This window comes from Streptomyces verrucosisporus (assembly GCF_017114865.1).
Lineage (GTDB): Bacteria > Actinomycetota > Actinomycetes > Streptomycetales > Streptomycetaceae > Streptomyces > Streptomyces fenghuangensis.
The window spans coordinates 1-12,348 of record NZ_JADEYH010000027.1; the positions used below are offsets into that span (position 1 = coordinate 1).

At 71.3% G+C, this 12,348-nt stretch carries 11 protein-coding genes, 1 tRNA gene, 1 other RNA gene and 1 pseudogene; 8 read left to right on the top strand and 6 right to left on the bottom strand.

Annotated elements, in window-relative coordinates; all coding sequences use genetic code 11:
- Window positions 1-93: 93 nt before the first annotated feature.
- Window positions 94-1,437 (bottom strand): helix-turn-helix domain-containing protein, encoded by a 1,344-nt coding sequence (locus IQ279_RS22835; protein ID WP_206351007.1) that lies wholly within the window; start codon window positions 1,435-1,437, stop codon window positions 94-96.
- A 201-nt stretch (window positions 1,438-1,638) separates the two neighbouring features.
- Here IQ279_RS22835 and IQ279_RS22840 point away from each other — a divergent pair, with 201 nt between their 5' ends.
- The 4 genes from IQ279_RS22840 to IQ279_RS22855 all read left to right on the top strand — a co-directional run bounded on the left by IQ279_RS22840 (window position 1,639) and on the right by IQ279_RS22855 (window position 4,292).
- Entirely contained in the window at window positions 1,639-2,133 is a 495-nt protein-coding gene (locus IQ279_RS22840) for an ATP-binding protein (protein WP_206351008.1), read from the top strand.
- Between the two features lie 93 nt (window positions 2,134-2,226).
- Window positions 2,227-2,439 (top strand): hypothetical protein, encoded by a 213-nt coding sequence (locus IQ279_RS22845; RefSeq protein ID WP_206351010.1) that lies wholly within the window; start codon window positions 2,227-2,229, stop codon window positions 2,437-2,439.
- 170 nt (window positions 2,440-2,609) lie between these two features.
- On the top strand, window positions 2,610-3,704 hold the full coding sequence (locus IQ279_RS22850) for a radical SAM protein (protein ID WP_206351012.1): 1,095 nt from the start codon (window positions 2,610-2,612) through the stop codon (window positions 3,702-3,704).
- 30 nt (window positions 3,705-3,734) lie between these two features.
- The gene (locus IQ279_RS22855) at window positions 3,735-4,292 is read left to right on the top strand and encodes a class IV adenylate cyclase (RefSeq protein ID WP_206351014.1); all 558 of its coding nucleotides are present in this window, start codon (window positions 3,735-3,737) and stop codon (window positions 4,290-4,292) included.
- A 204-nt stretch (window positions 4,293-4,496) separates the two neighbouring features.
- Here IQ279_RS22855 and IQ279_RS22860 read toward each other — a convergent pair whose 3' ends face one another.
- Window positions 4,497-6,218 (bottom strand): relaxase/mobilization nuclease domain-containing protein, encoded by a 1,722-nt coding sequence (locus tag IQ279_RS22860; protein WP_206351016.1) that lies wholly within the window; start codon window positions 6,216-6,218, stop codon window positions 4,497-4,499.
- A complete protein-coding gene (locus IQ279_RS22865; protein ID WP_241028575.1) occupies window positions 6,215-6,583 on the bottom strand; it encodes a plasmid mobilization protein in 369 nt (122 codons plus the stop codon). Before IQ279_RS22865 ends, IQ279_RS22860 begins: the two co-directional genes overlap by 4 nt.
- 113 nt (window positions 6,584-6,696) lie before the next feature.
- On the opposite strand from IQ279_RS22865, the pseudogene IQ279_RS22870 reads away from it, so the two are divergent.
- Window positions 6,697-7,506 (top strand): annotated as a pseudogene (locus tag IQ279_RS22870) (tyrosine-type recombinase/integrase); the annotation flags it as partial.
- A gap of 155 nt (window positions 7,507-7,661) precedes the next feature.
- Here IQ279_RS22870 and IQ279_RS22875 read toward each other — a convergent pair.
- The 3 genes from IQ279_RS22875 to IQ279_RS22885 all read right to left on the bottom strand — a co-directional run bounded on the left by IQ279_RS22875 (window position 7,662) and on the right by IQ279_RS22885 (window position 9,170).
- Complete coding sequence (locus tag IQ279_RS22875; RefSeq protein WP_206351018.1) at window positions 7,662-8,276, bottom strand: hypothetical protein; 615 nt, start codon at window positions 8,274-8,276, stop codon at window positions 7,662-7,664.
- Window positions 8,273-8,713, bottom strand: coding sequence for a hypothetical protein (locus IQ279_RS22880; protein WP_206351020.1), 441 nt, complete (start codon window positions 8,711-8,713; stop codon window positions 8,273-8,275). The genes IQ279_RS22875 and IQ279_RS22880 overlap by 4 nt, the downstream gene beginning before the upstream one ends.
- A 372-nt stretch (window positions 8,714-9,085) precedes the next feature.
- A tRNA-Ser gene (locus IQ279_RS22885) sits at window positions 9,086-9,170 on the bottom strand.
- 108 nt (window positions 9,171-9,278) lie between these two features.
- Between IQ279_RS22885 and ffs the strand changes: the two genes are divergently transcribed.
- The 3 genes from ffs (at window position 9,279) to IQ279_RS22900 (ending at window position 12,272) form a co-directional block, all read left to right on the top strand.
- Window positions 9,279-9,373: signal recognition particle sRNA small type (ffs, locus tag IQ279_RS22890), an RNA gene on the top strand.
- A gap of 78 nt (window positions 9,374-9,451) precedes the next feature.
- Complete coding sequence (locus IQ279_RS22895; RefSeq protein WP_206351021.1) at window positions 9,452-11,746, top strand: DNA polymerase III subunit gamma and tau; 2,295 nt, start codon at window positions 9,452-9,454, stop codon at window positions 11,744-11,746.
- A gap of 190 nt (window positions 11,747-11,936) precedes the next feature.
- A complete protein-coding gene (locus IQ279_RS22900; protein WP_093851813.1) occupies window positions 11,937-12,272 on the top strand; it encodes a YbaB/EbfC family nucleoid-associated protein in 336 nt (111 codons plus the stop codon).
- Window positions 12,273-12,348 lie beyond the last annotated feature (76 nt).

Here is a 12,348-nt window from a genome sequence, read left to right on the forward strand (position 1 = left end):
GAGGAAAACCTCATTGTGTGGCTACGCCGCAACTCTGCAGGTCACAGAATTCCTGTATGGACGGAATGCCCTGGCTGACCTGCCTGTATCCGTTCAGGCCGTCAGGGCCGCGATTCGTTCGGACGCTTCTTTGACCTTCGCTTCGTTGCGGTAGGGGGCGAATGCTTTACGGACCTCCTGGAGGCGTTCCACGCCGCGCTGGGAGTGGATGCCTTCCTCGATGAGGTGGGCTGCTTTGTGGGTGGCGTCCAGTGCGCCGTCGAGGTCGCCGTTGCGCTGGTGGGCGAGGGCGAGGGTGCCGTAGCGGACCGCGCGGTCGCGGGGGGCTGCCTGGTTCACCGAGCGTTCCAGGGCCTCGGTGGCCTTTGCCGCCTGTCCCGTCGCCAGGAGGAAGCGACCTTCGGTGGAGCGGAGCTGGGCTTCGCCGAACCACTCAAGGTAGGGGGGTGTGTCGGAGTGGTCGCCGCGGTCGAGGGCGTCGAAGGCTCGGTTGAGGGCTGCTGCTGCCCGCTTCTTGTCGCCGGCCTTGGTGTAGACGGTGGTCTGGTGTGCGGCGAGGGAAGCCCGCATCGTGGCCGGGACACGGTCACGTACGGCGTCGGCGGCTTCCATCAGGCCGACGGCGGCACGTTGCTCGCGCTGGTTGGCGGCCTGGGTGGCCATGAAGCACAGGGTGTGGGCGCCGAGGGTGTCGTCGCCCGCCGTCTTGGCGGCCCGGAGGGCGGCGGTGTAGTGCTGCTGGGCGGCTGTGTGCAGGCTGGCGTCGTAGCTCATCCAGCCCAGCAGGCAGCACACTTCCGCGGCCAGGGTGTAGAGCCGCTGGGCGGTCTCCTCGCTGTACCGGCCGTTTTTGAGCATGCGGCTGATCAGGCTCAGGTCGGTGCGGGCGGAGTCCAGGTAGTCGCCACCTCCGGTCTCCTGTTCCATGGCGCGCAGTGACTCGACCCGGTCGCTCATCCGGTCCACCGTGGCGGGCGTGACCTTTTCTCCGGTCGCGGCCGCGGCGATGGCAGGGTCGGCCGCTGCCCACTGCGTACCAATGCCGACGAGTGCCGCACCGCCGATACCGAGAAAGCCTCTCCGGTCCATGGGTCCACTCCCCGCAAGTGAGGTCAGGGCTTCCAGCGTAGCTGTCTGGGTCCACGGTGCGGCAAAAGTCAGGGAGTCCCAGGCGGGGAGCCAGCGGGGCCAGGGGGCTGCTTTCCGGACCGACTCGGGGATCTGCAGCAGGTGGGCGATGACTTCCTGGGTGGGGTCGTCCGGCACGTGGTCGCCCCGTTCCCACTTGAAGACGGTCGAGCGTGTGGTCCCCAGGTTGTGGCCCAGGAGCCGGCCGTGGAGGCGGACCGTCTCGGCGAATCTCGCCTTACCCATCCCGAGCGCGGCTCGCGCGTAGGACAGTGGGTGCTGGAGCACTTCTTCCGGCTGACCGGTCATCAGGACCCCCGTCGCGGCCTGTGTACGTCATCGCCTGTGTGCATGCTCAACGTAGCGCGGCCGATACGCCCTGCGCATGAAGTCGGCGCGGCATTGAAACCCCCGTGAAACCTTCCAGAGCCGGCGGGCGCCGGTGGATGGTCGTAGCCCGGCCCGGTTCTTCGGGCGTCGAGGCGAGGGGGAAGCGGAGTGTGGTCTGCCGTGCCGAAACGAGTGGCCGAGTCCAGGCACTACGGCTTCCTGGTGACGCCCACTGACGAAGCCGTGTCGGCGGCGCGGCGTCGGGTTGTGGACACGGTCCGCAGGTGGGGACTGGACGTCCCCGAGGACCGGATGGATGACCTGCGGTTGCTGACCAGCGAGGTGATCACCAACGCCGTGGTGCACACCGGCTCCACCTGTGCTGTCCGTGTCCGCTGGACCGGCGTCCGAGTGCGAGTTGAGGTGACCGACGCCGCCCCGAACCCCCCGCGGGTGGAAAACGAAGTGCTGGACGCGGAGTCGGGACGGGGACTGCTGCTCGTCTCCGCACTGTCCGCAGCATGGGGAACCAGACCGGACCGCGCCGGAAAGGTGGTCTGGTTCGAGATAACCGCTGATGATGCCGGGCTCCGAACAGGGCCGTTGACCAACCGGGCCCGACCGACTGCGGCGGCCTGCCGCTTCAACGGTCCGCTCCTTCGGGCAACCGCGTAGCCAAGCGCAACTCCTCGCCTTACCCCCCATCAGCACCGGTGCGAGCGGACTCGCGTGCGCCAAGCAGGGATATCTCACCAGAAAGGCCTATCTGTGAAGGCTCTGTCATCTGTTGGTCGACGAGTCGGCGCCCACGTCCGGCCGCCCGGGGACCTCAACACCTGCCTGGGATGGCTGTGGGCACTGGGTTCCGGTGCCACGGCTCTGATGCTGGTCCAGGTCGCCGAGCACGACCTGGACCGGCACACGGCCGAGCTGCCCCGCGCCGCGCACACCACACCCGACGCATTCGCCTCGCAGAGCTGACCCGTCTCACCCGCCGATACCGATTCCGCTTCGCCGGTCTTCTTCCGGCCGAGGAGGAGCGGCCTCTGACGCCCCGCCCTTGCCAGTGCGTATGCCGTACCCCCTACGGCGGCCCGAGCCTGGCAGGGGCGGGGTTCCACAACCACTCCCATGATGCGAAGGAGCATCACATGTTCCAGCACCGCGCCTTACGAGGTCTCAGCAGTGCTGTTCCCGTCCGGGTGTCAATGGACCGCACCCTGCGTGTGAAGGTCATCGACTCGTGCGGCATGACGTGTACGTTCTGCCACAACGAGGGCACCCCGGTCAGCGTGGACAACCGCGCACACCGCCCCGGCAGCTTCGCCACCACCGGCCGCTCCGGGCGCGTCTCGATCTATCTCGCCACGAACGGCGCCCGCTTCGTCAGCGCCCCGGTCTTCCCCGACGACTCCTTCCGCACCGCCCTCACCCAGCTCCGCGACGTCCTGGACCTGAACGAGATCCACCTCACCGGTGGAGAGCCGACCCTCCACCCCCGGCTGCCGCAGCTCGTCGCCCTGGCACGGGATACGGGTTACGCGGTCAGCGTCACCTCGAACGGGGAGAACGGCGCGAAGGTCCTGCCCGGGTGTGCGCAGGCGGGACTCGACCACGTCAACTTCTCGATCTTCGGCACCACCCCGGAGGAACTCGCGCAGGTACAGAACGCACGCCTCCGGACACGGCCTCTTGCGGCACGCAAGATCGAGGCGCTGGAGGAGTCGATCCGCCTGACGATGGAACTGGGAGTGGGAGCGCGGGCGAACATCGTCGTCCCCGACCGCGGCCACGTCCACCGGGTTCACCGGCTGCTGGAGAAGTACTCTCCGCAGTTGTCCGTCCGGATCCTGACCTCCCTGGCCGACGGGGACGCCTCCTTGGACGCCATCGACCTCCTTCTGGACGAGCTCGGCGCCCAGCCGCAGGAGGTGAAGCTGATCGCCGGTACGTCCGGCTTCCGCATCTCCTACCGGCTCCCCGGCGGCCGTCCGCTCGTGGTCAAGCACATCCGGTCGCTACGGCTGCCCCGCACGTGCGCCGGCTGCCGGTTCAACAACAGCGTCGACTGTCAGGAGGGCTACTACGGGGTGCGGCTCTACCGCGATCCGAAGGGCACCTTTCACGTCGGTGTGTGCATTCAGCGCATGGACCTGTGCCTGCCCGTGGAAGAGTTCGTGGGCAGCGACGTGTGCGCCGAGGTCAGAAAGCTGCGCGAGCAGGACCTCCACGACCTGACCGCATAGGCCCCACCCACCGAGGAAGAACAGGAAGCGATGGCACAGCACGAGTATGAGGCGAAGTTCCTGGCGATCGACGTGGACGCCGTACGCGACCACCTCCGGTCGGCCGGAGCCGAGCGGGTCTTCGACAAGACCCTGTTCACCCGCCTGATCTTCGAGAACGACGCCGTCCAGGGCGAGCAGTGGCTGCGACTGCGGGACGAGGGCGGCAGGACCACGCTCACCCTGAAGCAGGTCACCGACGCCACCCACATCAACGGCACCACCGAGATCGAGGTCGAGGTCAGCGACCTGGAGAAGACCGCCGAACTCCTCACCGCCCTCGGCCTGCGCCAGGTGCGCTACCAGCAGAACTACCGCGAGGAGTGGCGGCTCGGCGACGTCACCTACGACCTCGACACCTGGCCGGACCTGCCCACCTTCCTGGAGGTCGAGAGCACCTCCGAGGACGCCGTCCGCAAGGCGGTCGCCGAACTCGGCCTGGACTACGGCCAGGCCCGCTTCGGCAGCATCGATCTGATCTACAAGAGCGAACTGGGCCGCGACATCCTCGCCGAACCCACCCTGCTGTTCACGCAGCCAGCCTCCTGAGGGACTGACGCCCGGTGCCCGTCTGCCGAACATCGGCAGACGGGCACCGGGCGTCAACGGCACCTTCTGCGCTGCCCAGCAAGGCCGGGGCCGGCCGCCCTCGCCCTGTTCCTTCAGGGAACGGACCGGGCGTTCCCCGAGGGAACACGTTCACTGTTCCCTCGGGGAACATGCCCGACCGCGGTGATCACGACGATTTTCACGTCACCGGCGCCTTCGCGGGGACTCTGGCTGGGAGCGACCGGGTACGGCTGCAGCGGCCCCTGGCTGCGCGGTGTCTGCGGGGGTGGGGCGGACGGACTCTTCCCTTGCCATGCCGGTGAGGTGGCGCAGGCGCCAGGTGAGGGTGTTGCTGAGGGAGTGGGCGGTGTGCAGTTCCCGGTGGGCGGTGGCTTCGGTCAGCAGGGCTCGTGGGTTGTGTCCGGCCTGGTGGGCGTCGTCGAGGGTGGCGGCCAGGGCGGGCCAGCCGGGCTCGGCCTGGACCCGTGTGGCCAGGTCCGGCAGCACCTCGTGCAGGAGGTCGACTTGCCGCTGCCGAGCCCGCGGGGACAGACGGTGGCCTCGCCGGCAGAGGACGGCCATGGGCTCACCTGCGGCGGCTTCGTAAGCGGCGCGCAGGTGTTCGGCGGCTTGCCGGGCGGCTGCGGCCTGCTGGCTGTGGTGCTTCCTCGCGTGCCAGTTCGCCGCGGCGATGGCGAGGAAGGAGGCCATGTCGATGAGCATGGCGGTGGTGGCGCCGTCTTCGCCTCGGCCCAGAGCGGGTCCGCTGTGGACGAGGTCGCGGGCGGCCTGGCGCAGGGCGCGGTCATGCCCCCGTACAGTCTTCACGTGGGAGCGGCTGGCTCGCTCGAACACGAAGGCTGCCTTGCGCAGCTCGGCGCGGGTATGGGCGGCGGAGGTCTTGGCCAGCGCGTCCAGCACCTCACCCGCCGCGGCGATCTGCGCCGCTGCCGCACCGTCGCCACCGTGATCGATGATCAGCAGCGCCTGCCAGGTGGCGGCGGTGGCCCGGCGCCGCGCGAACGCGGGACCTGTCACATCCGGCAGGGCCGGCTGCTCCGGCCGGAAGCCGTCCGCCGAAGCGGCCTCCGCGGGAAGCGTCCAGCGTTCGCGGATGCGGGGCAGGGACAGATCGGGTGCGAGCGTGGAGCCCGCGTAGAACACCGGCTCCTTCTCACCGTTGCGGTCATCGGGCAGCGCGACGGTGTAGCCGAGCAGGTCACCGGAGGGCGCGACGCGCTTGCGGATCAGCAGACCGGCGGCGGCCAGCCGGTCGAAGAACTCCTCCTCGCTGCCGGCGCCGGCCACCGCGCGCCGTACGGTCTCCCGCAGCTCCTCCCGCGCCGGGCGCTCCCTGCCCGCGCGTTCGGCCTTGTACCGCTCCGCGCTGGTGGCCCGCTTAGCAGCCGTGCCGTCCCCGGGCGCGACCTGGTGCAGGCCGAGTTCCTTTTCGATCAGGCGGCACTCGGCTTGGGCGCGTTTGCCGGAGCGGTGGTGGTCGGGGCGGCGGCCGTCCTCGCGGACGAGGGTGGCGATGATGTGGATGTGGTCGTCGGCGTGGCGGACGGCGGCCCAGCGGCAGCCGGCCCCGTCGCCGGGGTCGATGCCGGTGGCAGCGACCATGCGGCGGGCGATCGCAGCCCACTGCTCGTCGGACAGGATCGGGTCGTCGGGCGCGGCGCGCACCGAGCAGTGCCACACATGCTTGGCCGGGCGCCGGCCAGCGTCGAGCAGCGATAGGGGCTGGTCGAGGAGGTGCTGGAGGTCCCTCTTCGTCACCGAGGGGTCGCGGCCGGGGTCGGGGGCCATGCCGTCGAAGGAAGCGACCAGGTGCGGGTCGGTGTGCTCCTCGTGGGTGCCCTTGGCGTACAGGTAGTGCAGCAGCCCGAGGGTGTTGCTGCCCTGCCGGTGGACCCGGGGGATCAAGCCGCCTCGCCCTCCGACCCGCCGGCGACCCTGTCGGCTGCCCGCTGGACGGCCTGCGCGGCACGCTGCAGGTCGGCGAGGGCGGCGGCCACATCGGGCGCGGCGGCACCGGAGTTGAGGGCGCGGGCGATCTGGTTGACGTTGCTGCCCGCCCAGCCGAGCTGACGACGCACACCGAACAGGGCCGTCAGGATGTCCCGCTCGGTGGCGATGGCCGCGGCGGTGCGGGACTGGTCGCGGGCGGCGGCCAGCGCGGAGTGGGCCAGGAACCCGGCCACGCTCATGCCGACGTGGTCGGCGCCGGCCTGGATGACGGCGATTTCCTGGTCGTTGAGGCGGACGCTGTGCGCGGGGCGCTGCTTCATGTCCCGCGGACGCGACCTCCCCTTCCTTGCCCTGCCCTTGCGGCCGGCCTTGCTTGGCTGCGGTCCGCCCTCGGCCGCAGCCCTCCCGCCCGGCGCCCCTGGTGCCGGACGGGCCCACCGGCGAGCCCCTGAACCCGAACACCGACTACCACCGGTGGAAGGAGTTGCTGAAGGCCGCAGGCGTCCGGGATGCCCGCCTTCACGACGCCCGCCACACCGCGGCGACCGTCCTGCTCATCCTCGGCGTCTCCGACGCGGTCGTCGACGCCGTCATGGGCTGGGAGCCAGGCAAGTCCGCCCGGATGCGCCGCCGCTACCAGCACCTGACCAGCCGCGTCCTCAAGGACACCGCCGCCAAGGTCGGCAGCCTCCTCTGGGGCACGGACCAGATCGCGGGAGATGCTGCGCCGGGTGCCGGCCGGAGCCCGGTACCCGCCGAGCTGGCGGTGCACGTCGCTCGCCTCGGGGAGCGGCGTGTCCCCTTCCTCCACCGCGAGCACGCCGACGAGGTGGTGAAACGGTGGAGTGATGACTGGTCCGACCACGCCGCCGAGGTCGAGCAGTGGGACCGCTGGCGCTGGGAGCATCAGGGCCCCGGCGGCGCGAGCACCATCCGCGAGCGGGTGCCCGAGCGGGCCGTGGTCTTCCACGCCAGGGCCCTGTTCCTCCCCGGCGGAGAACGTGCGGCGACCGGATCCCCGGAGCAGTGGTCGCTACCGGCCTGGGAGTTCGAGACCGACCGCTACACCGACCGCGCCTCGGCCTGGCGCACGGTCCGGCGTCCCGGCGCGGGCCAGGAGGTCGAGGCCCAGGTGCGAGGCACGGACAAGGCAGCCGTCGAGGCGGCCTTCGCCGAGGCTTGCGCACAGGCTGTGGACCGCGCCCGGAACCCGGGAAAGTACGGCGACACCGACGAGTGGTAGCGCCCGGCGCCCTACTGGTGAGGGCATGAGCGCAGGGGGCGGGGTGGGGAGGCAGTCCCCGCCTCACCGGGGCGCCTCGCTGCATGAACCGCTTGTCCTCATGATCTGGGGGTCGGCGGCAGAGCCGCCGACCCCCAGATCATGCCAATGGAAGCTCAGGCCGCCGTAGCGGGGGAGGCCGTCTTCTTCTCGGTGCTGGTCGGGCTGAGCAGTTGTAGCACTTCGCTGTAGACGCCCTCCGGGTCGTCAGTCTCCAGGATCAGCACGGCCAACACGTCGAGGGCACAGCGGACCTTCCCGTCAGAGCCCTTCTTCGCCTGCTCGATCTTTTCGAGGTGGCGGGCGACCTCTGGTCGGGCGGAGGCGAACGCGGCGGGCAGCCTGGTAAGAGCGTCGGACAGGTCCCAGCCCTCCGGGATGAAGTACACCGCCTGCATCGGGTCCTGGCTGCGCACCTCTACAACGGGCTCGGCGACTCGCGGTCCACTGGTGATCTCCACGTTCAGGAGCAACTTCGAGGCAGCGCGGTACAAGGCTGTGAGGTCCGGGTCGTGGCCTTCGAGGATCACCTCGGAGATGGTGATGCCTTCGGAGGACAAACGGACACGGCCGAGCATGACCACCGTGTCGAGGGAGGCCCGCTCGGGGTCGTAGGTGGTGGTGAAACGGTCGCCGTCGCGACGCAGCATGATGGCATTCGCCTGCTGGGCGTCACCTCGGCGCAGGTGGAGCGACACGGGCAGGAGGCGCTCAGGGGTCAGGATCTTCATGCCGGAACCTCCGCCCTCTGCCAGGTCCGCCCAAGGGCGTCGCTGTGGTCGCCACCGTGGCCGTGCTGCCGGGTACAGGGCAGGCGATCGAGCCTGGTGTCGTCGGTGTCCGGTCGGCCGTCTGTACGGTCGCCGGTCAGCGGATCGCGACCGGGGCGTCGCTCCAGACACTCGGACCCGATAAGGCTGGCGAGGACCGTGCGTAGCGGGCTGGACTCGACGTGGCTGCGTCGGCCGGCGATCTCCGCCGTGTGCTTGGCGATGAGTTCCGGAAGCTCTCTGAGCACGACCTGCGGGGCGTCAGCCTGTCGGCAGGCGGTGACCAGGTCCCCGGCCACCTTCGCGATGACCTGTTTCCCGATCGGGGTGACCTGTCCGTTCTCAACGACGAGGGTGTCCGGCGGGAGCGCGTCGATGTCAATGTCGTTGGTGGGCATGATCGTTCTCCTCCCTATCGCTGTGAAGCCAGACAGGGCCTACCCATGGGCTGACCAGGTGCCTGTGCTCCATTCGAGGGGTATCCGGCCGAGCCCCGTTACGGGGTGGTCAGGTTCCGCGCTTCTGGTGGCAGACCCAGCAGTGCGAGCAGCCGGAGCAAGGCCCGTGATCGATGGGGCCGCCGGATTAGGGGAGGACGGAGGCCCGGAGCGCGGCACGGGGACGCGTCGCTCGGCAGGCGCGGCGGGCGCTGTCCGCCCACGTCCGTGCCGATCCGATCACCGCGAATGAGACCAGAACTGAGACCAGGGAACGACGAAGGCCCCGACCGTGACCGGTCGGGGCCTTGCGTCTGCCCTGGTGGGCGGCTGCGGAGGATACGAGATTCGAACTCGTGAGGGGTTGCCCCCAACACGCTTTCCAAGCGTGCGCCCTAGGCCTCTAGGCGAATCCTCCGCCGGAGACATTACATGACGCGGGGCAGTGGTTGCGAACCCGACCCCCGGGGCTGTCCCCGTCCCCCGTCCCGGGTCCGAGCACCCTCCGGTATCCGGTAGGCTTGGCGCAGCCCCTCACGTGGCGCCATCTCGCTGAACTCCCCCAGGGCCGGAAGGCAGCAAGGGTAGGTGAGCTCTGGCGGGTGCGTGGGGGGCGCCTGACTTTCCTCCCGCCGACAAGCGCGCCCCCCGCTCCCCACAGGGGCACGGTTGTCGGCGGCGGCCTATATCGTCGGAGGCGTGTCGTCCCTCGCGCTGTACCGCCGCTACCGCCCCGAGGCCTTCTCCGAGGTCATCGGGCAGGAGCATGTCACCGACCCCCTCCAGCAGGCCCTCCGCAACAACCGGGTCAACCACGCGTACCTCTTCAGCGGGCCGCGCGGCTGCGGCAAGACGACCAGCGCCCGTATCCTCGCCCGCTGCCTGAACTGCGAGGAGGGTCCGACGCCGAACCCGTGCGGTGAGTGCCGGTCCTGCCGGGACCTGGCGCGCAACGGGCCCGGCTCGATCGACGTCATCGAGATCGACGCCGCGTCGCACGGAGGTGTGGACGACGCCCGCGACCTGCGCGAGAAGGCGTTCTTCGGTCCCGCCTCCAGCCGGTACAAGATCTACATCATCGACGAGGCGCACATGGTCACCCCGCAGGGCTTCAACGCCCTGCTGAAGGTGGTCGAGGAGCCCCCGGAGCACCTGAAGTTCATCTTCGCGACGACCGAGCCCGAGAAGGTCATCGGCACGATCCGGTCGCGCACCCACCACTACCCCTTCCGCCTGGTGCCGCCGGGCACCCTGCGCGACTACCTCGCCGAGGTGTGCGAGCGCGAGGCCATCCCCGTCGAGGACGGGGTGCTGCCCCTGGTGGTGCGCGCCGGGGCCGGGTCCGTGCGTGACTCGATGTCGGTGATGGACCAGCTGCTGGCGGGCGCCGGCCCGGACGGCGTGACGTACGCCATGGCCACGGCGCTGCTGGGCTACACCGACGGCGTGCTGCTGGACTCCGTGGTGGACGCCTTCGCGGCGGGTGACGGCGCGGCGGCCTTCGAGGTGGTCGACCGGGTGATCGAGGACGGGCACGATCCACGGCGCTTCGTCGCCGACCTGCTGGAGCGGCTGCGCGATCTGGTGATCCTGTCCGCCGTGCCGGACGCCGGGGAGAAGGGCCTGATCGACGCCCCCGCCGACGTGGTGGAGAAGATGACGGCGCAGGCGTCGGTCTTCGGCCCGGCCGAGCTGAGCCGGGCGGCGGACATCGTCAACGAGGGCCTGACGGCCATGCGCGGCGCGACCTCGCCGCGGCTGCAGCTGGAGTTGATCTGCGCCCGGGTCCTGCTGCCCGCGGCGTACGGCGACGAGCGCTCCCTCCAGGCCCGCCTGGACCGTCTGGAGCGGGGCGCGAGTCCCGCGGGCGGCCTGGCGGCGGGTGCGGGTCCGGTGGGTGCGGGTTTGGCGGGGGGAGCCCCTGCGGGGGCGCCTCCGGCGCCCCCCGCGCCGGGCGGCGGTCCGGCGGCGGCCCGTACGGCCCTGGCCGGGCAGCAGGGCGCGCCCGCACCGCAGGCCCCGCCGCCCGAACAGCCCATGCCACCTGCCCGGCCCGCACAGCCCTCCGCGCCCGCGGGGCAGCCGGAGGGCGGGCCCGCACCGGACGCCGGCAGGCGGCCCGGCGCCTGGCCGGGGGCGGCACCGGGCGGTGGCGGTCAGGCGGAGCCGCAGGCCCGCCCCGGGGCGTGGCCCGGTCAGCAGCCGGCGCAGCAGCCCGACCGGCCGCAGGACGACGGCAGGCGCCCCGGCGCCTGGCCCACTCCGGCGTCCGCCCCCGCACAGGCCCAGGCCCCGGCAGCCCCCGCGCCGCAGCCGCAGGCTCCGGCCCCCCCGGCCCAGGCCCCCGCGCCGCCCCGGGGCGGTACCGACGCCGGGCAGGGAGCCGCGCAGGTGCGGCAGATGTGGCCCGACGTCCTGGAGGCCGTCAAGGGCCGCCGCCGGTTCACCTGGATCCTGCTCAGCCAGAACGCGCACGTCGCCGGGTTCGACGGGACGACGCTCCGGCTCGGCTTCTCCAACCAGGGGGCTCGCGACAGCTTCGCCAACGGAGGCAGTGAGGAGGTGCTGAGCGCCGCGCTGGCCGACAGGTTCGGTGTGCAGTGGCGGATCGAGTCCGTCGTCGATCCCTCCGGCGGCTCCGCGCCGCCGCAGGGGCAGGCCCCGTACTCCCCCGGGGGCGCGGGGGGCTTCCGTCCGGCCGCCGCCGCGGCGCCCTCCGCACCGGCCGCGCAGCCTCCGTCCTCCGCGCCGTCCGGGCAGCAGCCGGCGCCGGCCCGGCCGCAGCCCCAGCAGTCGCAGCCCTCCCGGCCGCAGGCGCCCCAGGCGCCCGCGCCGCGCGGCGACGCCGAGCCGCCGCCCCCGCCACCCGTGGCGCCGGAGGACGACATGCCGGCCGAGGACGACCCGGATCTGGACGAGACCGCCCTGTCCGGCCACGACCTGATCGTGCGCGAGCTGGGCGCGACGGTGCTGGAGGAGCTCTACCACGAGTGACGCCCCGTGCGTCCGTGCGCCCGTGCGCCCGCGTATCCGCCGGGGACGGAAACGACCCGGGCCCGACGAGGCCAAGAGGCAGGGGAAACGCGTACGCTCAGGGGTATACGGAGTACAAGGCGGGCGCGTACGCGGCGAGCACGTGTACGCACACGCGCACACGTCGTCGAGCGAGCCAGGAGCGAATCCCGTGATCCCCGGTGGTGGCCAGCCCAACATGCAGCAGTTGCTCCAGCAGGCCCAGAAGATGCAGCAGGACCTCGCCGCTGCCCAGCAGGAGCTGGCCGACACCGATGTCGAGGGATCGGCGGGAGGCGGCCTGGTGAAGGCCACGGTCTCCGGTTCCGGTGAGCTCAAGGGCCTGGTGATCGACCCCAAGGCGGTGGACCCGGAGGACACCGAGACCCTCGCCGACCTGGTCCTGGCGGCCGTCCGCGACGCGAACGCCGCCGCGCAGGAGCTCCAGCAGCAGAAGCTCGGCCCCCTCGCCCAGGGGCTGGGCGGCATGCCGGGCCTGCCTTTCTGAGGAAGGCCCGGCACGGACCGCGCGCCGGGTGCATGGTGCACCGAAAAGCGGAAATGAGCGTACGGTCGGCGCGGGG

Excerpts from the sequence above, each read along its gene's own strand:
- IQ279_RS22835 (WP_206351007.1), bottom strand. The coding sequence starts at position 1,437 with ATGACCGGTCAGCCGGAAGAAGTGCTCCAGCACCCACTGTCCTACGCG.
- IQ279_RS22850 (WP_206351012.1), top strand. The coding sequence starts at position 2,610 with ATGTTCCAGCACCGCGCCTTACGAGGTCTCAGCAGTGCTGTTCCCGTC.
- IQ279_RS22855 (WP_206351014.1), top strand. The coding sequence starts at position 3,735 with ATGGCACAGCACGAGTATGAGGCGAAGTTCCTGGCGATCGACGTGGAC.
- IQ279_RS22865 (WP_241028575.1), bottom strand. The coding sequence starts at position 6,583 with ATGAAGCAGCGCCCCGCGCACAGCGTCCGCCTCAACGACCAGGAAATC.
- IQ279_RS22875 (WP_206351018.1), bottom strand. The coding sequence starts at position 8,276 with ATGAAGATCCTGACCCCTGAGCGCCTCCTGCCCGTGTCGCTCCACCTG.
- IQ279_RS22880 (WP_206351020.1), bottom strand. The coding sequence starts at position 8,713 with ATGCCCACCAACGACATTGACATCGACGCGCTCCCGCCGGACACCCTC.